The sequence below is a fragment of the Microbulbifer magnicolonia genome (assembly GCF_035117725.1).
GTDB classification, from domain to species: Bacteria; Pseudomonadota; Gammaproteobacteria; order Pseudomonadales; family Cellvibrionaceae; genus Microbulbifer; species Microbulbifer magnicolonia.
The window spans coordinates 2,063,769-2,090,191 of the sequence record NZ_JAYEFD010000001.1 but is presented as its reverse complement, the minus strand read 5'-3'; the positions used below and the strand labels follow the sequence as shown (position 1 = coordinate 2,090,191).

The following is a 26,423-nucleotide window of genomic DNA, read 5'->3' as shown; positions in this document are numbered from 1 at the left end:
TTGGGCGCCCGCAAGTCCGGCGGCCCGACGCACGACAATAATGACAAGCTGTAACCCGCGATGAACGCTCAAGGCATCTCTTTCCACCACCCCGTGGCCTTCTGGCTCGGGTGTATCGCCATCACCCTCGGTGTGCTGGCGCACATTCCGATGTTTGTGCATGCCGCGCACATGAGTTACCACATGGCGGGTATGCCGATGGATACCAACATGTTGGTGGGGATGGGACTGATTCCACTCGGTATTCTGCTCGCGGGCTATGGCCTGATGCCGCGCCTGCCCGCGCTGAAAAACCCCGGCGAAGTCCACTTCCATGTGGCCGACAGCATCCCGCTCAATCGCGAGCACTGGAAACTGGTGGTGGTGCTGCTGGTCACCGTGGCGGTCGATGTGATGAAGCCGGCCACCCTGGGCTTCGTGATGCCCGGGATGACGGAAGAGTACGAAATCAGCTCGCAGAGTTCCGGTACCCTGGCGCTGGTTGCGCTGACCGGCACCACGGTCGGCTCGGTGCTCTGGGGCCTGGTGGCGGACAGCTTCGGCCGGCGCGCCGCGGTGCTGCTCGGTGCGCTGATGTTTATCGGCACGGCCATCTGCGGCGCCATGCCCTCGTTCACCTGGAACCTGATCATGTGCTTCCTGATGGGTTTGTCCGCCGGTGGACTGCTGCCCATCACATTCGCGCTGATGGCGGAGTCCATTCCGGCGGCGCACCGCGGCTGGCTGCTGGTCGCGCTGGGGGGCGTGGGCACCGCTGCCGGCTATCTGCTCGCCTCGGGCTCCGCGGCGATTCTCGAACCCCTGTTCAGCTGGCGTGTGCTGTGGATGCTGGGGCTGCCCACCGGCCTGCTGGTCATTTTCCTCAACCGCTTTATTCCCGAATCGCCCCGCTACCTCGCCAGTCGCGGGCTCACGCGCGAAGCGCGCAATGTGCTGGCGCGGTTCGCGGGCCGCGACAGCCAGGCCGGCGAGGGTGTGGTCAGCGAACCGCTGCCGGAGCCGGCAAAGGGCAGCTTCAGGCTGTTGCTGCGCGGGCAATATGCCGGCATTACCTTCGGTCTGGTGGCTGCGGGGCTGGCCTGGAGGCTGGTGAATTTCGGCTTCCTGCTGTGGCTGCCCACCAATCTGCGGGCGCTGGACCTGGCGGACGAGGCCGATGCGTTGCTGGCTCGCTCGGCCATCATCGCGCTGCCGGGCGTGTTGCTGGTGATCTGGCTGTACCACCGCTGGAGCAGTATCTACGCACTGGCACTGTTTGTCGCCTTCACCGCGGCTTCCCTGCTGGCTTTCGCCGTTTGTATCTGGCTCGGTTTCTACTCCATCTGGAGTGTTTCGGCGGTAACGGCGCTGCTGCTGGTCAGTGCCAGCGGTGTCATCGCCATGCTGATCCCCTACGCGGCGGAAATCTACCCGGTACATTTGCGCGGCACCGGCGCCGGCCTCGCCGCGGCCAGCTCCAAGGCCGGAGGCATACTGGGCGCCGGGTTGGGCGTGATGGGGCTGTTTGAAAATATGGTCGTGTCCGCCCTGTTGATTGTCGTACCTCTGGCCGCCGCGGCGATCAGTCTGTGGCGCAACGGCATCGATACCCGCGGCCTGCGCCTGGAGGATATCTATACACTGATGGCTGATCGAGCAGTGACTTTGACCAAGTGAAGGGTGATTTCCGGTCCAATTCCACAAGCCCGCACGGCTATCGCCATACGGCAGGTACGGGGCATGGAATTGCTGACTCTGCCCATTGAGAACGGGCTATTTCCCTGGCCCGTTCCTTTCCGTCCAGGCGGTTTAATGTAGGAGCGGCCCATGGCCGCGATCGAACTATCCGATTGCGTCGGAGATCGATCGCGGCCATGGGCCGCTCCTACGAGGGAAATCAATCCCAGCAGGGCGGCGGCGGTTCGGAGCCGTCGGCCGGCCGGTACTGCGGATCGAAACAGCGCGGCAGCGGCCAGGTCGGTTTCGTGCGGTGGAAAACCTCGGACAGGTCGCAGTCATTCCCGCCCTCCAGGCACCAGCTGTCCGGCTCGGATGCCGCGGCGCCGTTCTCCCGGTGACGGAACTCCGATACCGCGTGGTAGACCAGGCGGCGGGCCTTGTTCAGGCTGCCCAGCGGGCGCCAGTCATCGACGCCGTGCCAGGGGTTCATGGACAGGTTTTCGCAAAACTGCTGCTGGGCCTCGCTGTCGAACGACTGTGGCGGAATGTTGATTCTCGCTACCGGGATAAATGGCGAGTCCTGCTCCGACCAGATCACCGAGGCGTCGTCGATCGGCATGTCGGCGCCGGCCACCTTCTCCTGCAGCATGAAATCAAAGCAGGCGCCGCCCCGGTCGAGCTGCTGCGCCATGGCGTCGGTGAGGTAGTCCGCATCGTCCCTGTCCACGTCGAATTCGAAACGCATCCCCGGGCAGGGGCGCGCGGAGAATTTCAGCCGGCTGTCGCCCAGCTGGTAGGGCAGCATGGAGAAATACTGCGGTTGCAGCGGTGTATCGATTTCCGATGAGACCGTCTGCACGGCGCGGTAGAACAGCTTGGGGTGAAAGCGCGGCGGCCACAGGCTGATAAACCAGCTGGTGCGCTCCAGCTCGGCCAGGTGGCTCATGTTGTCGACATAATCAAAAATATTCCGGTTAAAGAACGCCGGCGTATTGGTCATGATGAAATCCTGCGTCCCGGGGCCGTCCAGCTCCGGCGCAATCTTCTGCCCGTCGACGTCGAGCAGTTTGATCGCCATGCCCCGCGCGTCCGGCTTCTCGTCCGCCTGCACGGTCATGTCGCCATTGGAAAAGCGGATCCAGGACTTGTACTCGCGCCCGGGCTCGGCAAAGACACTGTGGCGGAAGTGCGCCGGAATATCGCCGTTGACCGAAAAGGTCGCGCGCAGGCAGCCGGTCGCCTTGGCGTGGGCGTCGCGCCTGTAAGGCGCGCCGTTGATTTTCTCCGCCCTGCGGGAAATCTCGCGGCCGAACTCCATCGCCCGCTGGATCGCCTGCATCTCCGCTGCGGACAGTTCCATATCCAGCGCTATCTGTTCGAACTCGGAGAGTTCACCGGTGCCGGTGGCGAGCGCCGGCGCGGCGCACAGGCACAGGCCGGCGACGAGCGACCCGAGAGCGTTTCCAATCAGTTTCCGCTTCATTGCACTGTCTCCTGTGCGAGCAGCCGGCTGGCATCGTTACCGTGTCCGATACCGAGACTGCGGTGGGCGCTGATGCAGGCCTGCTGCGTCGAGTCGACGGCCGGCGCCTGGCTGTAGTTGTTCCAGTTCATCGGGTCCCCACCCAGTGCCGCATCGAAGTCCGGATTGCCCATCACCTTCAGGTACTCGATCAGCGCGTAGCGCTCGGCTTCGCTGAGCAGTTTGCCGATGCGCCCGGGCGTGTCCAGGTCGGTGAACAGGTGGCCGCTGTTGCGGTTGCCGGGAATGGTCGTGTCCATCCGGAAGCTGCCGGGCGAGTGGTCGGTGACATAGCCGAGTTTCTGCGGGTCGTACTCGCGGTTGCCGACATAAAAGCTCTGCGGGCGCGCGCGCTGCGGTGACAGCAGGTCGTAGATGCTCGGCACAGAGCCGTTGTGCAGGAAGGGCGGCGTCGCCCAGACGCCGTGCAAAGGCCGCGATTTGTAGGCGCGCTGGTTCTCGATGCGGAAGGGCACATTCAGGCCGTCGAAATCCGCCACCCGCTCGGCGTCGTCGATATCCCACTGCCGGTAGAGCTTCGGCACCAGGTCGTTCAGCAGCAATTGCAGGCCGTAGCCGGCGTTGACCGGTTGCGCGTCCGGGAGCAGTTTGCTGATGTCATAGCGGTTGTCGACAAAATTGTCGGCGAGCTTCGAATCCGTGCCGATCACGTCGGTGGCGATCCAGGGCAGGGACCAGATTGTCTCCCGCCAGTCGGCGCGGTAACTGCGCCCGTCTTTGCGGGTCACCTCACCGGCCATGTCCCACTGCCAGTTCACTGCCAGCTGCCCCGGCAGTTCTGCACCGGGGCTGTCGGCAAGCTGCCAGTCGTAGGGCTCGGATATATGGGGGCCGTGACAGAAGGCGCACTGGTCGGCGAACAGCGCCTTGCCGGTTCTCGCCTTGGCGATATCGATATCCCCCAGAATGGCCTCGGGCCACTTGGGTGGCTGCAGCTTTCTGAGCAGCCCCTCCACGCAGTGCATGCCTTCCAGGTCCACTGCGGTCTCGCCGAACTCACTGCCACTCAGCACCTTGCCCTCGGCATCCACCAGTTTGATCGGCGCCAGCACGCCGAGACTCTCGCCGACGTTGCGGGTCATGGCCTGGTTGGTGAAACCGGTGTACTGCACCCAGTCGAAACGCCAGATATCCCACAGGAACGGATAGCTGGCGGGGGCATCGGCCACTCTGTAGTTGGCGGGCTCCTGCAGGTCATAGCCGAACACCACATTGCCGATGCGGCCGATGGCGTCGGTGCGGCCGCGGCCCTCTTCCACCGGATAGTATTTACTGGCGCCGGCAGTGACACCGAACTCTGCCATTTTCTTGAAGAACTGCCACAGCTGCCCGCGCAACTCCTCGCGCCGGGCGCCGTCTTCGCCGGCCAGCCGTGTGGCGAAGCGGTCCCACTTCGCCGGGTTGAACAGGGTTTCAAACACCGATGCCCCGAGGGTGGTGATGAACTCGCCGCGCCTGGACGTGGGGATACTCTGCAGCGCCTGGCCGCCGTCGACCCGCAGCGCCGTGCCGCGGTAGTGCAGCTCGCCGGTATGGCAGGTGGCACAGCCGATATCCAGGCGCTCGCGGCCGGAGTCCGGGTCGATATGCCGGGTCAGGCCGACCGGCAGGTTGCCCGGATTCAGCGGGCTCGGGCGCTGGCCCGGATCGACGATAAAGCCCCAGCCGCGCATCGTGTTCTCGCTTGCCAGCAGTTCGTCGGAGAAGGGCAGTTCCAGGTTGACGAACCATTCGTAGTCGATGCCCAGCAGTTCCGTGCCCTGGGGCGTGTAGTAATAACTCTGGCGCTGCTGTGCGTCCCAGCCCTCGTTCAGGTAGTGGACGCGATAAACGGTCTCCTCGGTGAGGTTCGGCTGCAGATAGCCGGCGAGCGCGCCCCGCAGCAGCACTGCAATGGCGAGTACCGCAATACCGATCCTGAGCCAGCGGGGCCCCAGGGCCCGCCACAGATTGGCGACGGCGCGGAGCAGGCCGGTAAGCCAGCGCCAGAAATGAAAAGCGGTGCTTTTCGCAAAGCCGATTATTTTCCCGGCCGTGCCTTGCAGCAAAGCGATAAACCTGTATGCGCTGCGCATAACAGAGTCCCCCAAGATCAAAGTTAGCAATCGATAGCGTTTTCGCGCTGGCTGTAGGAAACCTCTACGGCGTGGGCCAGCTTTGAATTGATATTGTGCAGGTAGTGCTGCATGAAGTGCGCGCTGATGCTGGTTTTGCCCAGGTTTTTCCAGAAGGAATCAATGGGCGAATGGCGGGCGGTGTGCGCGTCCTGATAGACGTAGTACTCGCCCTCGAGCAGCATCAGCTCCGGCCCCAGGTGCTGGTAGCCGCCGTGGATGAGGTCGATCAGGTCGTTGGGCGGGACCAGCGGCACCAGGTCGTTTTCATCGACGACCCGCAGCAGGGGCAGCAGATCGTATTTTCTGACCCCCTGGTGATTGGTGACCTTGGGTTGCCCGAAATTGATTGACCTCCCCAGCGCGAAGCCCTCTTCGTGCAGGTACATCATCAGCAGGGTGGAGATCGCCGCGCCCAGGGAGTGGCCGGTCAGAATGACCTGCAGTGACTTGTCGAGTCTGGGGAACAGGGCATCGAACACCTGCATGGCGTCCTCGTCGAAGCCGCTGTGCACATAGATACCCAGCCGGGGGTTTTTGGACGGCACATACTCGGCATCTTCGCGCGCATTGCTGAGATTGGCGGTGCCGCGGATACTGACGATCTGGCGCCGGTTCGCGGCATCGCACTCGAGAAAGAACTGCACATCGTTGCTGGTGGTGGTTACCAGCGTGGTGTCGGGAAACGCCTGGCGGATCTCGGCCTCGGCCTGATAGGCGGCCGCCGCGCGCTGCGCGTACCAGCTGACCTGGTGAAAATCGATCGATTGCACATCTTGTAGTTCTTGCACCTCTGCCTCCTTTCGTCGGTGCCCGCGCTTTATTCGGGGGATTATGTGCCCTGCCTGGATTGCGCCGGCGAAACTGCGGTTTGGCCCGGTTTCGACGCCCACTGTTGTTTACACTGACATATCCAGCCTTTATAAAGACGGCGATTTGCAGCCTTTCCACAAATAAAATGAACAAAAAAAGATTGAACAGGTCCGCTCGCCGGGGAATCCGTGGCATTCTTCGGCCGCTGTTTGCGGGCCAGATAATAATTAAATCCCTCGCGACAGTCATATTCTTGTTGCCGCTGCTCTGTTTCGCGCGCACTCCGATCGAGGTGGGAGCGCACGAGGATGGTCGAAGGCTGACCGGTCTCGCCGAGATATGGCACGACGCAGAAGGCGGCAGCGATCTGCCGGCGGCGCTTCGGGCTTATCGGCGGGGGGAGTTCAGGGCGCTGCAGAGTGCCGGTTCGACGGGGCTGCAACCGGGCGCCTTCTGGTCCCACTTCGCCCTCGCCAACAGCACCGATACCGCGCTCACCCTGCACATCGAATATATCGATCACCAGCTGATCGGCCTGGAGGCCTTCGCGCGGGATCTGGCGGGCGGCGGGGATTATCAGCAGATTGGTCTGCTGTCACTCGCCGATCCGTTCAGCCGCAGAGCGGTACCGCACAATCGTTTCGTCTTCGAAGTGACACTACCGCCGGGCGGAACCACCGAGCTGATGGTCAGGTTCAGCTCGGATGAGTTGGGCGTTGTCTTCCCGAGCATGCGCATCTGGGATCCGAAATCCCTCCAGGCGAGCAGCAAGTTCGAAACCGCCGTGGTGGCCTTTCTGCTGGGCGGTTATTTCCTGATGTCGATCTTTGCCCTGATCGGCGGCGTCACGACCAGGGGCAGAATCTTTTACGTCTACTCCATCTACTCGGCCTCCAAGATCACTATCTGGTGCACGATTCTCGGTTACACCCACCAGTATTTTGTGACCGACCACTTCCACTGGAGTTACATGTCGTTCACCTGCGCGGTCACCATCCTCTGTGGGCTGATCTTCGCGCGCATGTTCCTGCAGACGAAAACGCATACGCCCAGGCTGGATCACCTGCTGAAATTCATGATGGCGAATGCCGGCTTCCTGCTGGTCTGCGCCCTGCTCAAACTGACCGCGCTGTCGGTGATATCGATCACCATCGCGCTGCTGCTCTACCCGCTGATTGCACTGGTCGCTTTCGTGCGCTGGCGCCAGGGCTACAATGAGGCCGCGGTATTCGCCCTGGCCTGGAGCCTGCTGGTGATGGGCCTAGTGGTGCAGGCGCTGCGGGACCTGGGCTATGTGGAGCACAACTTCATCAATTACTACTGGCCTCCGGTGGCCTCCTTTTTCGAGATGCTGACCATCATGGCCGCCATCGGCCTGCTGGTGCAGCGGTTGCGCCTGCTCAAGGAGCAGGCCGAGAAAAAGTACATGCAGCAGCTGGAGGTCACCAAGGGGGAGCTGGAAGACCAGGTGCGGCTGCGCACCCGGGAACTGGAGGCCGCCAAGGCGCGAGCGGAGCGGGAGGCGAGAACCGACCCGCTGACCGGCATCTACAACCGCCGCAGTTTTTTTGCCGAGTCGGAGCATCTGCTCAAGCTGGCGCAACGGAAGGCGCTGCCCCTGAGCCTGTTGATGCTGGACATAGACCACTTCAAGTCCATCAATGACATCCACGGCCACGGGACCGGCGACCTGGCCCTGCGCGCGTTCAGCGAGGCGATCGCGGCTCACATTCGCGATACCGACGTGTTCGGCCGCATCGGCGGCGAGGAGTTTGCGATACTGCTGAGCGAAGCGCGTCGGGATGCGCAGGGCACCGCGCAGCGCCTGCAGGGAGAGATCGGCGGGATAGTGATAGAGACGGCCGACGGCCCGCTGCAGTTCACCGCCAGTATCGGCATAGCCCACCTGCAGGGTGAGAGTACGATCGACGATCTGTTGCACAAGGCCGACTGTGCCCTGTACCAGGCCAAGCGCCAGGGCCGCAACCGGGTTGTGGAATACAGCGATGCCTGGCAGGCAGCCGAAGTTGAGATCAGCGGATAAAAGCGGTGGCCGCGCGGACTTTGTCGCGGACAGATTGCGGCAGTGGCACAAAACCCTGGTCAGGGGCCTGGCTCTGCGCCTCATCGCTTAACATATACGACAGCAGCTGTCGCAGCGCTGCCGCCTTGTCGTCCTCCTGGTCGGCGTAGAGCAGCAGCCAGGTAAAGCTGGTGATCGGATAGGCATTTTCCGTTTCGGGATCCCACGGCCAGGCTACCAGGTCGGGCGCGTTGCTCCCGGGCAGGGCCCTGTCCCGGAACTCAACATCGGCCAGCGCCGCAGCGCCGCCTTCCGTGCCCGGAGACACAAAGTTGCCGGCGCGATTCTGCAGCTGTGCCACCGTTAACTCCACCAGTTTGGCGAAGCCGTATTCGACATAGCCGATGGCGCCGGGCGTGCGCTTGACCAGCGCCGCCACCCCCTGGTTGCCGGGCGCCTTCCTGAAGTTGGCGGTGGTGGGCCAGGAGGTCGTTCTGCCCTGGCCGATCGCTTCACTGAATTCCTCACTGATGCGGGCCAGATGTCCGGTGAGTATGAATGTCGTGCCCGAGGCATCCGACCGGGTGACTACTGTGATTTTCAGGTCGGGCAATTCCGAGCCGGGGTTGGCGCCGGCGATTCGGGGGTCATTCCAGTTGGTTATTTTGCCACTGAAAATATCGACGTAGGCGTCGCGGGGCAATTTCAGCGCAGTTAGGCCGGGAATGTTGAACACCAGCGCAACCTCACCGGCGGTCACAGGCAGCAGCACGACGCCCCGTTTGACCCGAACAATTTCACTGTAATCCATCGCCGCATCGGACCCGGCGAAATCCACGGTGCCGCCGATAAAATCGCGGATCCCCTCTTCGCTACTGGTCATGTCATAGTCGACGAAGATGTCGTTTTCCTTGTCGGAAAAACTCCTGAACCACTCGGTGTAAATCGGGTAGGGAAAACTTGCGCCGCTGCCCCTGAGCGTGATTTCCGCACGCGGCAGCTGTGCGTAGCTCATTATCGCGATACCGATAGCCAGTGCCGCGGTCAGCACACTGCCGGCTAGTATTGCATGCCTGAATGTCATGGCGTCCCCTCGACAGCTCGGCTGGCCCGGATGCTGCAGGTTTTCAACAGCGCGGATTTGAAAATTCTAGCAGGCCGCTCCCGGATGCGGAGGCGGCCGGGCAGACGCCGGGCCCGCGCTCAGTTCCACGCAGCTCAGCTGCCGACCTCCCCACCATCCCGGCGATAGATCGCCAGCACCGACGGCCGCGGCGGCAGTGCCGGATCGTTGTCCGGCCAGCGGTGCATGGGATTGTCGAAGGTGGAAGCGCCGCCGCTCGCCGGGTGCTGCACCGCGACGAACAGGGTCCTGCCGTCCGGTGTGAACTCCGGCCCGCACACCTCGGCGCCCTGGGGGCAGCCGAAGAAGTGCTTGGGCGCCGCGCGCAGCTCGCCCTCGGTGGCCATGGCCCAGAGGCCGTCGTGGAAGCCGAAGCTCTCGCAGCCGTCGGTCGCTACCCACATATTGCCGCGCGGGTCGAAGGCGACGTTGTCCGGGTTGGCGAACCAGCCGTGGGCGGAGATGGTGCCGGGGGCTTGCTGGCCGTAGGCGCCGCGCTCGTGCGGATTCTCCGCGTTGGGGTTGCCGCCGAGCAGGAAGGTGTTCCATTTGAAGGTGTCGCTGGCGTGATCGCGCCGGCCGTATGCGCCCGGCGGCACGATTTCCAGTACGTGGCCCATGACATTGCGCGGGCGCGGATTGGCCGCGTTCAGATCCTCGGCGTTGCGCTTCTTGTTCTTGGTCAGCATTACGTAGGTGCAGTCGTTGACCGGGTTGGTCTCCACGTCCTCCGGGCGGTCCATCGGCGTGGCGCCGAGCAGCGTCGCCGCGCGGCGCGCGTCGATCAGCACGTCCGCCTGGTTGCGGAAACCGTTGGCTCCGGTCAGCGGCCCCTCGCCAAAGATCAGCGGCAGCCAGCGGCCGCTGCCGTCCTCGTTGAACTGGCCCGCATAGAGGGTGCCCTCGGTCAGCAGGTCGCGGTTGCGGGCATAGTCGCCGGGTCGGTACTTTTCCCGGGATACATAGCGGTAGACGAACTGGTGCTCGTCGTCGTCACCGCCGTAGGCGACGATCGGCTGATTCGGTTTGCTCACCAGGGTGAAGCCCTCGTGTTCGAAGCGGCCCAGATTGGTCAGCTTGCGCGGTATCGAATTCGGGTCATAGGGATCGTATTCCACCATCCAGCCGAAGCGGTTGGGCTCATGGGGCTCGACGGCGATATCGAAGCGGCGGTCGTGATCGCCCCAGTTACGGTTGTCGGGCGCTATGTCGAAGGTGTGGTGATTCACGGATTCAATCGGGTCGGCGATGTCATCCGGGTCGCCCTGAAAGGCGCCGCCGAAGCCCTCTTCGGCGATCAGCACCGTGCCCCAGGGCGTCTTGCCGCCGGCACAATTGCCGACGGTGCCGAACACGCGGGTGCCACTCGGGTCTGCGGCGGTTTGCAGGCGGCTGTCACCGGCGGCGGGGCCGACGATATCCATCGCCGTATTCAGAGTGATGCGGCGGTTGTAGGGGCTGTCCAAAACCGGTTGCCAGCCCGCCGCCGTTTTCTCGATTTCCACGATCGCGTGGCCACAGGCCGCCTGTTCCACGGCCACGTGCGCGGCGCTGACGCCGCGGGTGGCGCTGTATTCATCGCTGTAGCCGGAGAACATCAGGTGCGGCTGCGTGTATTCGTGATTTACGCATAGTAAGCCGCGCTCGCTGTTGCGGCTTTTGCAATGGCGCTCGCCTTCACCCGGGCCCGCCTGCCCATTGAGCGGCATAAAGGCAATAAAGTCGTTGTTGTAGCCGAAGCGCCGCTCCTGCTCCGCGGCGGTCAGTGTCTGCGGATCGAAGGGCGTGGCGCCGGCGACGATCGGGTCGCCCCAGCGCAGCAGCACGTCGGCGCGATAATCCTCCGGCACATGGTGTTGATCGTCCAGTGTATGGGGAATCTCGGCAAAACCCAGGTTTTCCTTGGCGCCTTTTTCACTCTTGCCGCAGCCCGGCAGCAGGCTGGCGGCGGCGCCGGCGGCCGTGGCGGCGCCGAATGCCTTGAACAATGTGCGCCGCGCGGGGCTTTTCAGATCGTCGCTCATGATTTTCTCCGGCATTAACTTTTCATTGATTATCGCGATGCCGCCCATCTTATGGCGCGGATATGACAAATTTAAAAAAAGCGTAACGCAAGATTCACATCTTGCGACTAGCCTGCGGCCCCATAAAACAATCACCAAACGGTAATGGGGACACTATGAAGAGCAGGATAACCAATATACCGATGCTGGCGCTGGCTGCCGCCATCATCTCTGTCAATGCCTCGGCGCAGGCTGACAGCACAGCGGCGGCCGACGCCAAAAAAATGGCTGCCGGCAGCATCGAGGAAATCGTGGTTACCGGCACCAACGTCTACCGGGACAGAACCGACGATATCAACCCGACTCTGGCCTTCGACCTGGACTTCTTTCAGCGCTTCGAGCCGCTGACCGTGGGTGAGATGCTGAAGCGCACGCCGGGCGTCACCTTCACCTCCGATGTGCTGGAATACGACGCGGTGCAGCTCCGCGGCATGAACGCCGAATACACCGAGGTGCTGGTCAACGGCCGCCCGATCCCGGGGCAGGGCGCGGACCGCACCTTCTTCGTCGACCGCATTCCCTCGGAACTGGTGGAGAGCATCGAAATCATCCGCTCTCCCTCCGCGGACATGACTTCCCAGGGTGTGGCCGGCTCCCTGAACATCAAGCTCAAGGACGGCGCGCAGCTGGACGGCATCACCACCCGCCTCGGCAGCACCTACTACGCCGATGAGGAAGAGTTCCGCACCACCGGTTCTGCCGCTATCGCCAAATCCGGCGAGACCTACGACTTCTGGCTCGGCGCCAATATCCAGGAGCGCCGCAACCCGAAGCAGAAGGTGGAAGAGTACTATCCCGGTGAAACAGCCGGCGACGAGGAACTGGAAGGCTACGCCTTTGAGCAGGACACCCGCGACGGCACCGACAGCTCGCTGAACGGCTCCGTCGGCTTCCGCCTGGACGACATGTCCGAGCTGCGCTTCAACGGCTATTACGTCTACACCGACCGCACCGAAAACGAGATCGTCGACGAATACGAAGGCTCCCTGGTCAGCCGCACCGAGGGCGACCTGGTGGCGATCGCCACCCAGGAAGAACAGATCGACCAGACCAGCTGGGGTCTGGACGGCGTCTACAGCACTGCCGTTGGCGCCGGCGAGCTGGAATTGTCCGCCGCCATCTCCCACTTTGAGGAGGACACCATCAATTTCGAGACCGAGGAGGAGTTCGAGGACGGTGTGTCCGCCGGCGTCGAAGAGGACGACGAGCAGCTCCTCATCGAGGACGACAATTATTCTCTCGAGGGCAGCTACAAGGTCATGCTGGGCTCTGCCGAGCTGAAGAGCGGTCTCTTCTACGGTTTCAGCGAGCGCTCCGGCCTGCAGACCGGTTTCTTCGATGTGGAAGCCGATATCGAGGAAACCCGCATCGCCCCCTACACCAAGCTGACCCTGGCGCTGGCGGAGAACCTCAGCCTCGAGGGCGGCCTGCGCTACGACATCTACGAGCGCGACGTGTCGAACGAAGACGGCAGCGCCTCCAGCGACAGCAACGAACTGCTGCCGTCCCTGAGCCTGCGCTGGGATGTGGATGGGGAAAACCGCGTGACCGCCTCCGTGGCCCGCACCCTGCGCCGCCCGGAATTCGACCTGGTCTCCCCGTTCGAGGAGGACGAGACCCCGGACGATGAAGACGTCACCGTCGGCAACCCGGAACTGGATTCCGAACTCGCCTGGGGTTTCGATCTCGGCTTTGAGCACCGCCTGCCGGGCCGCGGCATCGTCGGCGTCAACTTCTTCTATCGCGACATCGACGACGTGATCGAGCTGACCGATACCGGTGTGGACACCGAGGCGGGTGGCGCGCTGTTCACGCCGCTGAATATCGGCAACGTTACCTCCCGCGGGGTCGAATTCGATATCTCTATGCCGCTGGCGTTCATGGGCCTGGAGAACACCGGCTTCTACGCCAACTACGCCTACCTGGATTCCGAGATCGAAGACCCGTTCACCGGCGACAAGCGCAGCTTCCGCAACCAGCCGGATTCCGTGTACAACATCAGCCTGACCCAGGATATTCCGGGCTTCGGCGGCGCCGGCGTTTCCTACCAGAAACGCAGCGAGTCACTGGCTACCGAGTTCGAGGAGTATGTGGTGACCGAGTACGACGCCAACCTGGAGATGTTTGTCGAATGGAACATCAATCAGGACTCGGTATTGCGCCTGAGTGGTACCAACCTGCTGGATCAGGAGAAGGTCGAGTACATCCGCGACTACGGTGAGCCGGTCAACGAAATCCAGTACGAGGAGAGCAGTCCGACTTACACCCTGACCTGGCGCTCCGCTTTTTAAGGCGCGCCTTTCGCGGTAATCGCAGCCCGGTCCCGTAATTTTACGGAACCGGGCTTTCGCATATTAAGTCGTGCGGTGAGGTCGTGCGGATGGGGATGGCCATCCGCCGGCCACAACGCCCGTTTGAATTTGTCACAATGGTGATGACGCTTTCGAGAATGAGTCGAAAAAATGAAACAAAAACTATTCCCAAGCCTTGCCCTGGCTGCCGCGCTTGGCGCCTCACTGGCGGGCTGCGGTGAGCCGACTGAAACCGTTTTTCAGCAGCGTGAAGTGCTGAAGCCGCAGCAGTCGATGTCCCTGTCTCAGGTGGTTTCCAGCCAGCTGGCGCCGCTGACCCTCGGTGGAAAATCCTATGTATTGCTCGCCAGTGAAGTGCGCGGTCTGGTACTGATCGGCGCGGGCGGCAGCGAAGTCGCCGCCCTCGACGGCGGCAGTGTCGAGCGCTTCGCGCTGCAGGCGCAGGACGATGGCGCCTGGCTGGTGGCGACCTACGACGAGGACAGCGGTGAAATCCAGCTGCGCCAGCTGCGAGTCGATGCGAACAGCGGCGAGCCGGGCCTGCATTATCTGGGCGCGCTTGTGAGCGCCGCGCCCCAGGCGGCGCTGTGCTTTTCCCGCCAGAACGGCCGCACGCATCTGTTCGCCATCGATGAAACCGGGCTGGGGCACGAATACGTGGTGCACCCGCGCGCGCAGGCGTGGGCTTTCAGCGAGGTGCGCCCGCTGTATTTTGGCGAGCAGGTGAGCGGCTGCGCGGTGGACGATAGCCGGGACCAGCTGCTGGTGGCGCAACCGCCGCTCGGTATCTGGAGCCTGAATGCGGACGCGGAGAAGGACGAAGAGCGCCGCGTGTTCGCCGCCGCGGCAAACCTGGGCGAAGAATTCGGCGGTCTGTGGATAGACACTGCTGCCGAGCATCTGTGGCTGACCGCCGGTGACACAGTGCGGGCTTACAATCTGCAACTGCCGCAAGCCGATGCGCTGTTCTCCCGCACGCTGGATGGACTCGAGCCCGTCTCGGTCGCACTCGGTGACGGTGTGCTGCTGGTGCTGGAGGAGGAGAGCAATTCCGTGCAGCGCTTTGATGTGGCGTTGCCGCAACCTGCGCCGGGCGCCCAGGCGGCGCGCCCAGATAAGGAGATCCCACGGGTGCCGGCGCGCTCACAGACTGAGCCGGTGGCGTCCGGCGGCGATGCCGCCGACGATCCGGCGATCTGGGTCAACCCACGCGATGTTGCCGCCAGCCTGATTCTCGGCACCGACAAGAAGAGCGGCCTGAATGTCTACGACCTCGGCGGCAAACTGCTGCAGCAGTTCCCGGTCGGCCGCGTCAATAACGTGGACCTGCGTAGCGTCGAACACCCGCACTACGCCGCGCTGGCCGCCGCTTCCAATCGCACCACGCCCGGCGTCAGCCTGTTCGGTATCACGCACGCCGGCGCTGTCGAGAGCCTCGGCCTGCGCGAGGTGGACCTGAGCGATCCGTACGGCTTGTGCATGTATCAAAAGGCCGGCAAGCCCTTGGTCTGGATTTCCGACAAGGACGGCGATCTGCATCTGGCGGAAATCGCCCTGGGCGAGAATCCCCGCGAGTGGCAGCTGCGCCGCCGCGCCAACCTGCAGGTAAACAGCCAGGTGGAAGGTTGTGTCGTCGATGACGAGCGCGAGATGCTGTTCTTCGGCGAGGAGGATGGCGGTGTCTGGCGACTCGATATCGCCGCATTTTCCGCCGGCGAGGGCTTGCCGCAGCTGGTGGCGGCGGTGGACGGCGACAGGCTGGTCGCCGATGTCGAAGGTATCGGCCTCTATCTCAATGAAGAGGGCAGCGACGAACACAGCTACCTGGTGGTCTCCAGCCAGGGCAACAACAGCTACTCGCTGTTCAGCCGTGACGGCAGCGAGTTTGTCGGCCACTTCCGCGTGGATATGAATCTCGACAAGGGCGTCGACGGCAGCTCGGAAACCGACGGCCTCGAAGTCACCAGCGCCGCGCTCGGCGCCGACTACCCGCAGGGACTGCTGGTCGTCCAGGACGGCCGCAACCGCCTGCCGAGCGGGGCGCAGAACTTCAAACTTGTGTCCTGGGCGGATATTGCCGGGAAGTTGCAGTTGCAGTAACGGCGAGATCGATCGCGGCCATGGGCCGCTCCTACTAAGGAGAATACTGCGCCTGTAGGAGCGGCCCATGGCCGCGATCGGACTCAGACTCACAACCAGATCGCATTCCAATAGGGATAATCGCCGACTCTCTTAACCAGCCCCGCCCGCAATGGATTGGCGACAATGTATCGCGCGGTCGCCGCTATATCTTCCTCTTGGCGCAAGGCGCGATCGTGAAAGCCCCTGTCCCAGACTGGTTCTTTGCGATTTCTGGTGCGATTAATTTCGCGGGCAGCAGCAGACTTGATTCGCATCATCAAGGCGCCTAACTCGAGTTGTGTTCCCAGTTGAACGAGCCAGTGCGCATGGTCGGGCATCAAGACCCAGGCGAGCATAGTTGCGTCTTTTAATAGAAGATCTTTTTCGAAATTGCGACAGGCAATACTAGCCAGTCGCCATTCCGAGAAAAGAGGATTGCGATTTCGGGTGGTGCTGGTTACCAGATAGATCTGATTGCGTATAGAGGCTCTGCCCTTTCGCAAGGCCTGGTATCCGGATTTATATTGGGCCATTTGCGTCCCTGCGAGACCGATCGCGGCCATGGGCCGCTCCTACAATAGAAGTTTCTTCCCCTGTAGGAGCGGCCCATGGCCGCGATCGAACTCAGTTCAGAAGTGCATACTCCACCCCAAAGACGCAGCCTCCACATCGAACCCACTGCGGAAATCATCGCTGCCGACGTCGGAGAAGCTCTCCCACTCGGCGCGCAGGGTCCACGCGTTCTGGTGGCGGTAGCTGATGCCGACGCCGTAGCCCCAGTGGAAGCCATTCGCGCGATCCTCGACGCGGCCGCTGACCTCGGTGAGGCGCTCTTCGAGAGCGTCTTCACCCACCAGGTATACGAACAACAGTTCGCCGGACTGGCGTTCAGAGATTTTCGAATTCCACAGGCCGCCACCGAGCTTGCCGAACAAGTTGATGCCCTCGACCAGTGGCCAGTGGGCGACGGCGAACACATTGATCAGCTGGGTTTCGATCTCGTCCTCGAATCTCAGGTATTCTCCGTTGTCGGCGTCAACGCGGAAATCCAGTTCCGCATTTGCCAGCTGCTGATAGCTGGCCTCCACCGCCAGGTGCGGCGTCCAGCGCCAGCCGCCGTAAATCTTCCAGCCATCGCCATTCTCGCTGCACGCGTTGGTGGTAGACGTCTGCTGGGGGCTGTTGAGGCCCTGCACGAAGCCAGTGGCGCCGCGGCAGAAACCCGCCAGCTCCGCATCGCTGAAGGCGACACCGCCGTATCGGTGGGAGTAGAAATCGGCCTGCGCCTGCGCACAGACAGTGAGGAGGGGTACCGCTAGCAGAATGAGTGGCCGGTTCATGGCGTTACCTGCTGGGTTGGAGTGAATTATTTTATACAGCTTTTCCGAAACTGCTTTGGTCTGGCGTGATTTTGTAGGAGCGGCCCATGGCCGCGATCGATACAGCATACCGGCAGAGATCGATCGCGGCCATGGGCCGCTCCTACCAAGGAATATTAGAGATCGAGTTCTGCGCGCAGCGCCGCCATCTTCTCCGCATTTTCTTCTTTCGACAGCGGTTTGCCGGGATTCTGTTCCAGCTTCAACTGCTCCGGCGCCGCCAGTTTGGTGCCCTCAAGCACTTGCGCACAGATCTTGCGGTAGTGCTCGGCGAATACCGGGAAGGCCACCGGCTCGGAATTATTCGCCAGGAAGAACCAGTTGGATTCACGGCCGGCGTGATAGACCGCGGGGTGGCTCCAGTTGTGATTGCTTTTCGGGCTGGGGGCGTTGCAGGCCTCGCGGTAGGCGGCGCGGGCATCGGGCAGGCCGCTGTCGCCGGCGGCGCACAGCTGCAGCATCTTGTGTATCGTGGGCAGATACTCGCTCTGCTTGATGGCGCGCTTGGCGCCGGCGACGATTTCCGCCGGCGAAAAGGCGTTCAGGGACTCGAGCCACAGGCGCTTGGCGTGGTTCAGCGTCTCGGTGTCCGGGAAGGCCGCGTTGAACTGGTTATGATAGCCGAGTTTGAGCAGGCCGAAGACTTCGTTGAGCGCGCGCTTCTTGTCATCCAGCGCCTGGTTGGCGTCTCCGCTACCAGTCCGTGTCCGTGACGATGTCGAGGACGGACCTGTCCCTTGTTCTCTGGTTGTCGCTGCGCTGGTTGTCGTTGTTGGTGTGTTGCGGCTTGCCATTGGAGTGTCCTATTGCCAGCTTGTTGCGCTCCGCCCACTGGTGGCGCGCGTGACGCACGAAGACGGCGTCCCAGCTCTTGCGCGCGGTATTCTGCCCGCGCCAGTAGATAATGAATTCGGGTACTAAACTGAGCGCGAAATCCCGCTCTATTTCACACTGATTAACCAGGTGACTCAAGCAGTCGCCGCCTGGCTGCCAGTTGCGCGGAATGGGCTTGGCCACCGGGTTCTTCTCGATCCCCTGGCAGTAGTAGGCCCACTCCTCGCGCGCGTATTCGATAAACAGTTCGCCCCAGCGCGCGCTGTGGCCGCCGCGCTCGAGCCACTTGTAGATAAATTCCGGCAGCAGTTCGGCGGCAAAGTTGGGGTTGATCGCCAGGCGCCTGAGCTGCTCCCAGGTGTGCTCGCTGGGCTGCCAGTCGCGGGTCATGGCGGTAGGTTTGCGCTTCTCGATAAAGGGCGCGTCCTGCTTCTCCCAGTCCTCCATCACCCAGTCGTTGAACTCCAGGTCCCAGGAGATGGACTGTTTGCCGCTGGATCTATGGTAGTCGACAAAGCGCTGTAGGCCGCGGCGCACGAAGGTGCTGGGCACGCCCTCGTCGGACAGCTTGCGCAGTGTCTCCTCGCCCGGGCGCCAGTGTTCCGGCAGCGGCTGCTTGCGCTGTGCGGTGGCGCGGAAGGCCTCCCACTTGCTCTTCACCTGCTTCAGGAACAGGGAGCCGAAGGAGTGGCGCGACTCGCCGCGCTCGCGCCAGTAGGTGACGAACTCCGGCAACTGCTCGCGCACGAAGTGCTCGGGAACCCCCAGCTGGGCGATACGCGCCATGGTCTCCGCGTCCGGCTGCCAGCCGGGGCCGATGGTGTTGGCGCTGCGGTTGGCGGGTGCCTGTGGGGACCGCTCTGGACGGGTGTGCTCGCCGGGCAGGGCGAACTTGAGTATCTCGCTGCTGCCGTAGGGCGCCGCGCCCAGCAGCAGTGCCCCCTGGTTGCGCAGGCTGGTGGCCACCCGCTGGATATCCGCCGGCTGCCAGAAGGGCAGCAGCTGCTGCAGCTGTTCGCCCTCGGCTGTGTACCAGTCGCGCCCCGGGTGGGCCTCCACTGGCAGGAACGGCAGCAGGTCACCCAGCGCGGTCAGCAATACCGCCTCCTCCAGGCCGAGGGTGGCGGCCAGGGTGGGGGAGATGCAGAGGGGTCTTTCCGGGAGCAGAGGGTGTTTCATGGCGGCGATGATAACACCTGGCCGGGGTGGTCGGGAGGGGCGCAGGTGGCAGACCCGCGGGCCTGGCCCGCGCCTGCTGCGGCCAGATTGCCGAGCGCAGCGCGGACGGTTTGCCCGGTCTGGTCAGACTATATGGTCGCGACCGGGTTGTCAGGACGGGCAGAGTGCCGCTGCGGCGCTTAAAAGCTGGCGCGAACTCCGAGCTCGTATTTGCTGATATCGCCGCCTAACACCAGCTCTCCCAACAGACGCCAGGTTTTGCTGAACTTGAATTGCGCGCCCAGGGTTGCAGAAAACTCACCGCTGTCATCGCCCACATCGGTGTAATTGGCCTTGGCCAGGGCCTCCAGGCGCGTGAAAAACTCGCCGCGCAATCCGGATGAAACCCGGTATCCGCTGGCGCTGTCGCTCGCAGATCCGAAGAAATCCCGGAAGCTAATGTCGCGGGTTATATAGCTCGCCTCTGTGAGAAAATCGACGCCGTCGGAAAGTCTGCGACGGAGCCCGCCACCGAGTTGCAGCTGGGACACTTCTGTTGCCGGCGCGCCGATCCAGTTGCTATCGGTGCCCGATTCATAGCCGGAGAGCAGGTAGAAGGATTCCCCTATGGCCAGTGAACCTCGCATAAATCCTCCGATCAGGACGGCATCTTCGAATTCGCTGTTGAGCTCCATATCGGTGCGGCTGACGCCGGCTTCGACATAGGTGTAACTGAGATCTGCGGCGGGGGCCGCGAGCGGCGCTGCTGATAGCGCCAGTGCCAACACCATATCCATTTTCATAGACACCCCGTCATTTCTGATTAGTGATTCTCTCGGCGCTGTATGTACTCCCCGTGCAGCCAGTTGCGTGGGAATTTTGTGGCTATTGCCCGGGCCTTGTACAGGTATATTTTCCGGTGTGGATGCGGATCTGGGCGCTTGCCTTGCCCCGGGGGCAAGCCTTTACTCTGTGCGCCAGTTGTCGATGGTTAGGTATGGCTAGGATGGAAACATGAGTAAACAGCAGCAGACTTTCACCCTGAGCGGCGTCTCCTGCGCCGGCTGCGTTAGCAAGATCGAAAAGTCGGTGAAAGCCGTGCCCGGTGTGGACGAAGCGCGAGTCAACTTGGCGGACCGCACGCTGCAGGTGAGCGGCAGCGTGGACGCCGGCGATATACAGAGCGCGATAGAGAGCGCCGGCTACGGCGCCGAACCGGTACGCCGCAGCGAGCGCGAGCTGCGCGAGCAGCAGCGCGCCGAGGAACAGCGCCATTACCGCCAGTTACTGTGGCGCTCCGGCCTGGCGCTCGGCCTCGGTGTTCCGCTGATGGCCTGGGGCCTGCTGACCGGCGAGATGATGGTGGATTCGCCGATGCAGCAGTTACTCTGGGGCGCGGTCGGACTGCTGACCCTCGGCGTGCTGCTCTACTGCGGCGGGCACTTCTTCAGCGGCGCCTGGCGCGCCTTCCGCCACCACAATGCCAATATGGACACGCTGATCGCGCTCGGCACCGGCACCGCCTGGGTCTTCTCGATGCTGGTGGTGCTGCTGCCACAGTTGTTGCCGGAGGCGGCGCGCCACGTCTACTTCGAGGCCAGCGCGATGATCATCGGCCTGATCAACCTGGGGCAGGCGCTGGAGGTGCGCGCCCGCGGCCGCACCAGTGCGGCGGTGGAAAAGCTGCTGCAGCTGCAGGATCCGACCGCGCGCGTAGTGCGCGACGGCCGCGAAGTGGATATGCCGCTGGAAGAAGTGCAGGTGGGCGACCGCTTGCGCGTGCGCCCGGGAGAGAAAATCCCGGTGGACGGCCGCGTGCTGGACGGCAGCAGCCTGGTGGACGAGTCGATGCTGACCGGCGAACCGGTGCCGGTAAAAAAAGCCGAGCGCGATACGCTGTCGGCGGGCACGCTGAACAAGAACGGCACGCTGCTGTTCGCGGCGGAGAAAGTCGGCGCCGAGACGCGGCTGGCGCAGATTATCGAAATGGTCAAGAACGCGCAGAGCTCGCGGGTGCCGATCGCGCGGCTGGCCGACAAGATCTCGGCGATCTTTGTCCCGGCGGTGATGATCATCGCCATCGTCTCCGCGCTGATCTGGTTCAACTGGGGACCGGATCCGCGCGCGGCGCATATGCTGGTCGTGCTCACCGCGGTGCTGATCATCGCCTGCCCCTGCGCGCTCGGCCTGGCCACACCGATGTCGGTGATGGTCGGCGTCGGCAAGGGCGCCGAGTACGGTGTGCTGGTGCGCAACGGCAAGGCGCTGCAGCAGGCCAGTAACCTGACCACGCTCGTGGTGGACAAGACCGGTACCCTCACCGAGGGCGCGCCAAAGCTGACGGATCTCGAAACTGTCGGAGATGGCGATGCCGATGAACTGCTCGCGCTGCTCGCCAGCCTGGAGCAGGGCTCCGAGCACCCGCTGGCGGAAGCGGTGGTCGCCGCGGCGCGGGAAAGGAACCTCGATTTGCTGCCACTCAGCGAGTTCGAGGCGATCACCGCCCACGGCGTTTCCGGCACCGTGGACGGCAAGAAAATACTGCTGGGCAACCGCAAACTGATGCAGCGCGAGAACATCGATATTGCCGCCTGGCACGAGCGCGCCGACGAACTGGCGGACCTGGGCCGCACGGCGATGTACGCCGCCGTGGATGGCGCGGCCGCCGGAATTATCGCCGTGGCGGACCCGATCCGCGAGGATGCCAATGCCGCCATTGCGCGGCTGCTGCGGCTGGGGCTGCGCATCGAGATGCTGACCGGCGACAGCAGCGCCACGGCCGATGCGGTGGCCCAGCAACTCGGCATCGACCGGGTGCACGCGGAACTGCTGCCGGAAGACAAGGAAAGAATCGTCGGCGACTTGATGGCACAAGGCCAGCGGGTCGGCATGGTCGGCGATGGCATCAACGATGCCCCGGCACTGGCGCGCGCGGACGTGGGCTTCGCCATCGGCGCCGGTACCGACGTCGCCATCGAGACCGCCGATATCACCTTGATGCGCTCGTCGCTGCACGGCGTGGCGAATGCGATTGAGCTGTCCCGCGCGACGCTGCGCAATATCAAGCAGAACCTGTTCGGTGCCTTTGTTTACAACACCCTCGGTATTCCTATTGCCGCCGGCGTGCTGTACCCGTTTACCGGCGCGCTGCTGAGCCCGGTGATCGCCGGCGCGGCCATGGCCTTCTCCTCGGTCACCGTGGTCAGCAACGCGAACCGCCTGCGATTCTTCCAGGCGACGGAGGTGCAGTAATGCTGGCGCTACTGATCAATGGCATCGGACTTGTGCTGATTGCGGCAATTCTGTGGTGGTTCTGGCTGGGACCGCGGCGCCAGACGGCGGCCGCTGTCAGCGGTGCGGAGCGACTGCAGATCCTGGTGAAGGACGGCGTCTACGAGCCGGACCACATCCGCCTGCCAGCCGGCGAGGCGGCTACATTGCACTTTCGCCGCGAGGATCCCAGCCCCTGTGCCGAGTGGGTGCTGTTCCCGGATCTGGAAGTCAGCGCGCAGCTGTCGGTGCACAGCGACACCGCGGTGAAAATCCCCGCGGCGGAACCGGGCGAATATCCGTTCACCTGCCAGATGCAGATGTATCGCGGCACGCTGGTGGTGGAGTAAGAGCTTGTTTACTGGGGGATTTCCGGCTCGACCAACATGGCGAGGTACTCCAGTGATTCCTGCCAGCCGAGGTAACATGCGTCGGTGGGAATCATTTCGGGGATTCCCTCCTGGGTCACCTGCAGTTCGGTGCCGCAGGAGACTTGTGTCAGCGTGACCGTGGTCTGCATCTGCCCGGGCAGATTCGGATCGTCGAATCTCGCCGTATAGCGGATGCGGCTGTAGGGTTCCAATTCCTTATAAGTGCCACCGAACGAATGGCTGTGCCCGGTGGTGAAGTTGGTAAATGACATCTTGTAATTGCCACCGACCCGCGCGTCCATCTCGTGCACTTTGGCGGTAAAGCCGCAGGGCGGCAGCCAGCGGGCGAAGGCATCCTGTTCGATAAAAGCGCGGTAAATTTTCTCTGGCGATGTGCGCAGCACTCGGTGCAATTCGACGGTATTGCTCATGGGACTGTCTCCTTGTGATTACTTATATGTCCCAGTCGAAGGGGACCAATTGAATTCGACAGCGGTTCATGATTATTGCCGTAAGTTGCGCGTTTCTCGACAACAAAAAAGGCGAACACGAAGTTCACCCTTACCTAAGTCCCCTTAACGGCCTGCTTGTCGCGATACGAGCGCCCGGTCAGAACCAGGCGTGCAGGCCGATCACCCAGCTGGTGATGTTGGTGTGCTCGCCCTCGTCGCGGGCGAAATCGGCGGCGTTGCCGAATTTCCGCTCGTAGTGCACGCCGACATAGGGCGCAAACTGCGGCGTGAATTCGTAGCGCAGGCGCAGGCCCAGTTCGACGTCGGACAGTCCTGAGCCGGTGCCGGCGTCGCGGTCATTCTGGCCAAAGAAATCCGCCTCGATCTCCGGGCTGAGGATCCACTGCTGGGTAAACAGCAGTTCGTACTCTGCCTCCAGACGCATGGCGGTATCGCCGTCCTCGCCGACAAACAGTGCCGAGTCCACTTCGAAGAAGTAGGGCGCCAGGCCGTTGAAGCCGATTACGCCCCAGTTGCGGCTGTCACTCTCGGTTTCGAAGTCGTGGCGCACGCCCATCTGCAGGTCCCAGTAGGGGGCTATCGCACGGCTGTAGAGCGCGTGCAGCTCGGCCTTTTCCGTCTCACCTTCGTCCCGCTCCCACTCGGCCTTGAACCAGAGCTTGTTGCGGTCGCCGCCGAACCAGACATCGCCCTTCACCGCGCCGCCGTCGTCCTCGCGCACCTCCAACTGGTCGAAGGTGACCTTGGTCAGCAGCACGTCGTGATCCATCACGTGGTCCGGGGAATCCGGCGCGTGCTCCAGGTTTTGCGTCGCACCCTGCGGGGCCGGGTAGGAAGGCGCGGGCGCGGCCGGATAGGCGTCCATAGGTGCGCCCTGATCACCGTGATCGGTGTGGTCGCCGTGATCGTGGTGGGACATGTCGTCCTGGGCCAGGGCCGCGTTGGCGGTGAGTGCGGCAAATAAAATTAACAGCGTTTTCATATTACTTTTCCTGAATCTCATGTGGAGGTCTGAAAAACGTCGCGAGCGATGGCAGCTTGGTTGCCGCCGGCGCGGAGAGACCGGAGCGTGCTTTCTGCACGTGAGGATCTCGAGCACCGCCGGCAGCCAGGATGCCGAGCGCAGTAGTTTTTCAGGCCTACACGACGCGCACTTCGCGGAACATGCCGGGCATGTGGTACAGCAGGTGACAGTGGTAGGCCCAGCGGCCGTAAGCGTCGGCAGTGACCAGGTAGCTGATCTTGGAGCCGGGCTGCACGATGATCGTGTGCTTGCGCGGAATATACTCGGCATCGCCGGTTTCCAGCTCGCTCCACATGCCGTGCAGGTGTATCGGGTGGGTCATCATGGTGTCGTTCACCAGCGTGATGCGAATGCGCTCGCCGTACTTCAGCATCAGCGGTTCGGCGTCACCGAACTTGATGCCGTCCATGGACCACATATAGCGGTGCATATTGCCGGTCAGGTGCAGCTGCAGCTCGCGGGTCGGTTCGCGCCGGTCGATGGTTGGCGTCAGGTTGCGGATATCGCCGTAGTTCAGCACGCGGCGGCCGTAGCGCTGCATATGATCGCGCAGGCCGATGCCCGGATCCTGCAGGCCGCTCATCGGCATTTCCGAGCGCATATCCACGCCGTAACCGTATTCGCTGGGCAGGTGCACGATCGGACTGTTGCTGCCGTGGCCGGCGCGGCCGAGGTTGTCGGTAAACCAGACGCCCTGCATGCCGCCGAGTTCCGGGCGGCCGCCGTGCAGGCTGTAGTTCCCCGAGCCCGCCTGGTGCTGGCTGTGGTCCATGCCGCTCATGTTGTGCTGGCTGTGGTCCGTGCCGCTCATGTCGTGCTGGCTGTGGTCCATGCCTTCCATGCCACTCATGTCGTGCTGGCTGTGGTCCATGCCACCCATGCTGCCCATGTCGTGCTGGCTGTGGTCCATGCCGCCCATGCTGCCCATGTCGTGCTGGCTGTGATCCATACCGCCCATACCGGCCATGCCGGCGTGGGCGCCGTGGCCCATCCCCATATCTCCGTGGGTCAGCACCGGGGCGTAGTCCATGGCCGGCACCGGCGCGCGCAGGCTCGGGTCCGCGGTCAGGGTGCCGCGGGCGAAGCCGCTGCGGTCGATGGTCTGCGCGAACAGGGTGTAGGCGCTGTCGCCATCCGGCTCGACGATAACGTCATAGGTCTCGGCCACGCCGATGCGGAATTCATCCACGGTAACCGGCTCTATGTTCTGGCCGTCAGAGGCGACCACGGTCATCTTCAGCCCCGGGATGCGGATATCGAAAATGGACATGGCGGCGGCGTTGATAAAGCGCAGGCGCACCTTCTCGCCCTTGCGGAACAGCGCAGTCCAGTTGGCGTCCGGCGTCTGGCCGTTCATCAGGAAGGTGTAGGTGTAGCCGGTCACGTCGGAGATGTCGCGGTCCGACATGCGCATCACGTTCCACATCTCACGGTCGCGCCAGGTCGCCGCCACGCCCTTTTCCTTGACCTCGCGCCACAGGTCGCCGGCGGTGCGACGGCGGCGGTTGTAGTAGTGGCCCTCTTTCTTCAGCTTGGCGTAGATGTCGTGGGGCGACTCGTCGCTCCAGTCGGACAGCAGCACGACATAATCGCGATCGTAGGCCACCGGGTCCGCGTCGGCCGGATCGATCACAATGCTGCCGTAGTTGCCCTGCTGCTCCTGGAAGTCCGAGTGGCTGTGATACCAGTAGGTGCCGCTCTGGTTCACCGCGAACTGATAAGTGAAGGTTTCGCCGGGCCTGATGCCGTTAAAGCTGAGTCCGGGCACGCCGTCCATATTGCTCGGCAGTATGATGCCGTGCCAGTGAATCGAGGTGTCGTGGGCCAGGTGGTTGGTGACGTTCAGCGTGACCGTCTGCCCTTCCTTCCAGCGCAGTACCGGGCCGGGCACGCTGCCGTTCACCGCCACCGCGGTGCGCTCGCGGCCGGTAAAGTTCACCGGCTGGTAACCGATATTCAGGTCGAACTGGTTGCCGCGCAGCGTCTGCGGCGCCGCGCCGGCGCGCGCCGCGCTGGCGGAGAGCCCGGCGGGCAGGCCCAGCAGCGCCGCGCCGGCGGCCATGCCGGTGACGAAACGCCGCCGGGACAGTTGCGGCAGCTCAAATTGGGGTCCGGTTGTTTTTTTCGGTGTTTTTCTCATGGC

General features: G+C 63.1%; 19 protein-coding genes. 6 read left to right on the top strand and 13 right to left on the bottom strand.

Translation table 11 applies throughout. From position 1 onward, the window contains the following. Positions 1–60 precede the first annotated feature (60 nt). Positions 61–1,656, top strand: a complete 1,596-nt coding sequence (locus RRF64_RS09105) for an MFS transporter (protein ID WP_323845524.1) — start codon at positions 61–63, stop codon at positions 1,654–1,656. Positions 1,657–1,876: 220 nt separating this feature from the next. Here RRF64_RS09105 and RRF64_RS09100 read toward each other — a convergent pair whose 3' ends face one another. The 3 genes from RRF64_RS09100 to RRF64_RS09090 are packed head-to-tail and all read right to left on the bottom strand — an operon-like array spanning position 1,877 to position 6,107. Continuing rightward, on the bottom strand, positions 1,877–3,142 hold the full coding sequence (locus tag RRF64_RS09100) for a catalase family protein (RefSeq protein WP_323845523.1): 1,266 nt from the start codon (positions 3,140–3,142) through the stop codon (positions 1,877–1,879). Further along, positions 3,139–5,277, bottom strand: coding sequence for a di-heme-cytochrome C peroxidase (locus RRF64_RS09095; RefSeq protein WP_323845522.1), 2,139 nt, complete (start codon positions 5,275–5,277; stop codon positions 3,139–3,141). Before RRF64_RS09095 ends, RRF64_RS09100 begins: the two co-directional genes overlap by 4 nt. 23 nt (positions 5,278–5,300) lie before the next feature. Further along, positions 5,301–6,107, bottom strand: coding sequence for a lipase family protein (locus RRF64_RS09090; RefSeq protein WP_323845521.1), 807 nt, complete (start codon positions 6,105–6,107; stop codon positions 5,301–5,303). A 275-nt stretch (positions 6,108–6,382) separates the two neighbouring features. Here RRF64_RS09090 and RRF64_RS09085 point away from each other — a divergent pair, with 275 nt between their 5' ends. Further along, complete coding sequence (locus tag RRF64_RS09085; RefSeq protein ID WP_323845520.1) at positions 6,383–8,173, top strand: diguanylate cyclase; 1,791 nt, start codon at positions 6,383–6,385, stop codon at positions 8,171–8,173. Here RRF64_RS09085 and pstS read toward each other — a convergent pair. Together pstS and RRF64_RS09075 are read right to left on the bottom strand one after the other, a co-directional pair. After that, positions 8,163–9,236: a phosphate ABC transporter substrate-binding protein PstS gene (pstS, locus tag RRF64_RS09080; protein WP_323845519.1), complete on the bottom strand. Its 1,074-nt coding sequence runs from the start codon at positions 9,234–9,236 to the stop codon at positions 8,163–8,165. The genes RRF64_RS09085 and pstS overlap by 11 nt on opposite strands. A gap of 134 nt (positions 9,237–9,370) precedes the next feature. Next, complete coding sequence (locus RRF64_RS09075) at positions 9,371–11,299, bottom strand: PhoX family protein (protein ID WP_323845518.1); 1,929 nt, start codon at positions 11,297–11,299, stop codon at positions 9,371–9,373. 155 nt (positions 11,300–11,454) lie between these two features. Here RRF64_RS09075 and RRF64_RS09070 point away from each other — a divergent pair, with 155 nt between their 5' ends. Together RRF64_RS09070 and RRF64_RS09065 are read left to right on the top strand one after the other, a co-directional pair. Beyond that, positions 11,455–13,629, top strand: coding sequence for a TonB-dependent receptor plug domain-containing protein (locus RRF64_RS09070; RefSeq protein ID WP_323845517.1), 2,175 nt, complete (start codon positions 11,455–11,457; stop codon positions 13,627–13,629). Positions 13,630–13,800: 171 nt separating this feature from the next. Further along, positions 13,801–15,750, top strand: coding sequence for a phytase (locus RRF64_RS09065; protein ID WP_323845516.1), 1,950 nt, complete (start codon positions 13,801–13,803; stop codon positions 15,748–15,750). A gap of 89 nt (positions 15,751–15,839) precedes the next feature. Here RRF64_RS09065 and RRF64_RS09060 read toward each other — a convergent pair whose 3' ends face one another. The 5 genes from RRF64_RS09060 to RRF64_RS09040 form a co-directional block, all read right to left on the bottom strand. Further along, a complete protein-coding gene (locus tag RRF64_RS09060) occupies positions 15,840–16,334 on the bottom strand; it encodes an REP-associated tyrosine transposase (RefSeq protein WP_323845515.1) in 495 nt (164 codons plus the stop codon). Between the two features lie 66 nt (positions 16,335–16,400). Next, entirely contained in the window at positions 16,401–17,111 is a 711-nt protein-coding gene (locus RRF64_RS09055) for an outer membrane beta-barrel protein (protein ID WP_323845514.1), read from the bottom strand. A 155-nt stretch (positions 17,112–17,266) separates the two neighbouring features. Next, positions 17,267–17,944: a replication protein P gene (locus RRF64_RS09050; protein ID WP_323845513.1), complete on the bottom strand. Its 678-nt coding sequence runs from the start codon at positions 17,942–17,944 to the stop codon at positions 17,267–17,269. Beyond that, positions 17,844–19,163, bottom strand: a complete 1,320-nt coding sequence (locus RRF64_RS09045; protein ID WP_323845512.1) for a DnaT-like ssDNA-binding domain-containing protein — start codon at positions 19,161–19,163, stop codon at positions 17,844–17,846. Before RRF64_RS09045 ends, RRF64_RS09050 begins: the two co-directional genes overlap by 101 nt. Before the next feature lie 179 nt (positions 19,164–19,342). Beyond that, entirely contained in the window at positions 19,343–19,951 is a 609-nt protein-coding gene (locus RRF64_RS09040) for a hypothetical protein (protein ID WP_323845511.1), read from the bottom strand. A 205-nt stretch (positions 19,952–20,156) separates the two neighbouring features. Between RRF64_RS09040 and RRF64_RS09035 the strand changes: the two genes are divergently transcribed. Next, positions 20,157–22,394: a heavy metal translocating P-type ATPase gene (locus RRF64_RS09035; RefSeq protein WP_323845510.1), complete on the top strand. Its 2,238-nt coding sequence runs from the start codon at positions 20,157–20,159 to the stop codon at positions 22,392–22,394. Further along, the gene (locus tag RRF64_RS09030) at positions 22,394–22,762 is read left to right on the top strand and encodes a cupredoxin domain-containing protein (protein ID WP_323845509.1); all 369 of its coding nucleotides are present in this window, start codon (positions 22,394–22,396) and stop codon (positions 22,760–22,762) included. Before RRF64_RS09035 ends, RRF64_RS09030 begins: the two co-directional genes overlap by 1 nt. 8 nt (positions 22,763–22,770) lie before the next feature. Here RRF64_RS09030 and RRF64_RS09025 read toward each other — a convergent pair whose 3' ends face one another. The 3 genes from RRF64_RS09025 to RRF64_RS09015 all read right to left on the bottom strand — a co-directional run bounded on the left by RRF64_RS09025 (position 22,771) and on the right by RRF64_RS09015 (position 26,420). Beyond that, entirely contained in the window at positions 22,771–23,214 is a 444-nt protein-coding gene (locus tag RRF64_RS09025) for an SRPBCC family protein (RefSeq protein WP_323845508.1), read from the bottom strand. A 178-nt stretch (positions 23,215–23,392) separates the two neighbouring features. Further along, positions 23,393–24,238 carry a copper resistance protein B gene (locus tag RRF64_RS09020; RefSeq protein ID WP_323845507.1) on the bottom strand — a complete coding sequence of 282 codons (846 nt, stop codon included), beginning with the start codon at positions 24,236–24,238 and terminating at the stop codon, positions 23,393–23,395. Positions 24,239–24,395: 157 nt separating this feature from the next. Further along, on the bottom strand, positions 24,396–26,420 hold the full coding sequence (locus RRF64_RS09015; protein ID WP_323845506.1) for a copper resistance system multicopper oxidase: 2,025 nt from the start codon (positions 26,418–26,420) through the stop codon (positions 24,396–24,398). Between the last annotated feature and the right edge of the window lie 3 nt (positions 26,421–26,423).

What these genes read in the sequence shown, in the direction of transcription:
- RRF64_RS09020 (WP_323845507.1), bottom strand. Translation starts at nt 24,238, where the DNA reads ATGAAAACGCTGTTAATTTTATTTGCCGCACTCACCGCCAACGCGGCC.
- RRF64_RS09035 (WP_323845510.1), top strand. Translation starts at nt 20,157, where the DNA reads ATGAGTAAACAGCAGCAGACTTTCACCCTGAGCGGCGTCTCCTGCGCC.
- RRF64_RS09065 (WP_323845516.1), top strand. Translation starts at nt 13,801, where the DNA reads ATGAAACAAAAACTATTCCCAAGCCTTGCCCTGGCTGCCGCGCTTGGC.
- RRF64_RS09015 (WP_323845506.1), bottom strand. Translation starts at nt 26,420, where the DNA reads ATGAGAAAAACACCGAAAAAAACAACCGGACCCCAATTTGAGCTGCCG.
- RRF64_RS09100 (WP_323845523.1), bottom strand. Translation starts at nt 3,142, where the DNA reads ATGAAGCGGAAACTGATTGGAAACGCTCTCGGGTCGCTCGTCGCCGGC.
- RRF64_RS09105 (WP_323845524.1), top strand. Translation starts at nt 61, where the DNA reads ATGAACGCTCAAGGCATCTCTTTCCACCACCCCGTGGCCTTCTGGCTC.
- RRF64_RS09055 (WP_323845514.1), bottom strand. Translation starts at nt 17,111, where the DNA reads ATGAACCGGCCACTCATTCTGCTAGCGGTACCCCTCCTCACTGTCTGT.
- RRF64_RS09045 (WP_323845512.1), bottom strand. Translation starts at nt 19,163, where the DNA reads ATGAAACACCCTCTGCTCCCGGAAAGACCCCTCTGCATCTCCCCCACC.
- RRF64_RS09060 (WP_323845515.1), bottom strand. Translation starts at nt 16,334, where the DNA reads ATGGCCGCGATCGGTCTCGCAGGGACGCAAATGGCCCAATATAAATCC.
- RRF64_RS09025 (WP_323845508.1), bottom strand. Translation starts at nt 23,214, where the DNA reads ATGAGCAATACCGTCGAATTGCACCGAGTGCTGCGCACATCGCCAGAG.
- RRF64_RS09050 (WP_323845513.1), bottom strand. Translation starts at nt 17,944, where the DNA reads ATGGCAAGCCGCAACACACCAACAACGACAACCAGCGCAGCGACAACC.
- RRF64_RS09030 (WP_323845509.1), top strand. Translation starts at nt 22,394, where the DNA reads ATGCTGGCGCTACTGATCAATGGCATCGGACTTGTGCTGATTGCGGCA.
- RRF64_RS09075 (WP_323845518.1), bottom strand. Translation starts at nt 11,299, where the DNA reads ATGAGCGACGATCTGAAAAGCCCCGCGCGGCGCACATTGTTCAAGGCA.
- pstS (WP_323845519.1), bottom strand. Translation starts at nt 9,236, where the DNA reads ATGACATTCAGGCATGCAATACTAGCCGGCAGTGTGCTGACCGCGGCA.
- RRF64_RS09070 (WP_323845517.1), top strand. Translation starts at nt 11,455, where the DNA reads ATGAAGAGCAGGATAACCAATATACCGATGCTGGCGCTGGCTGCCGCC.
- RRF64_RS09095 (WP_323845522.1), bottom strand. Translation starts at nt 5,277, where the DNA reads ATGCGCAGCGCATACAGGTTTATCGCTTTGCTGCAAGGCACGGCCGGG.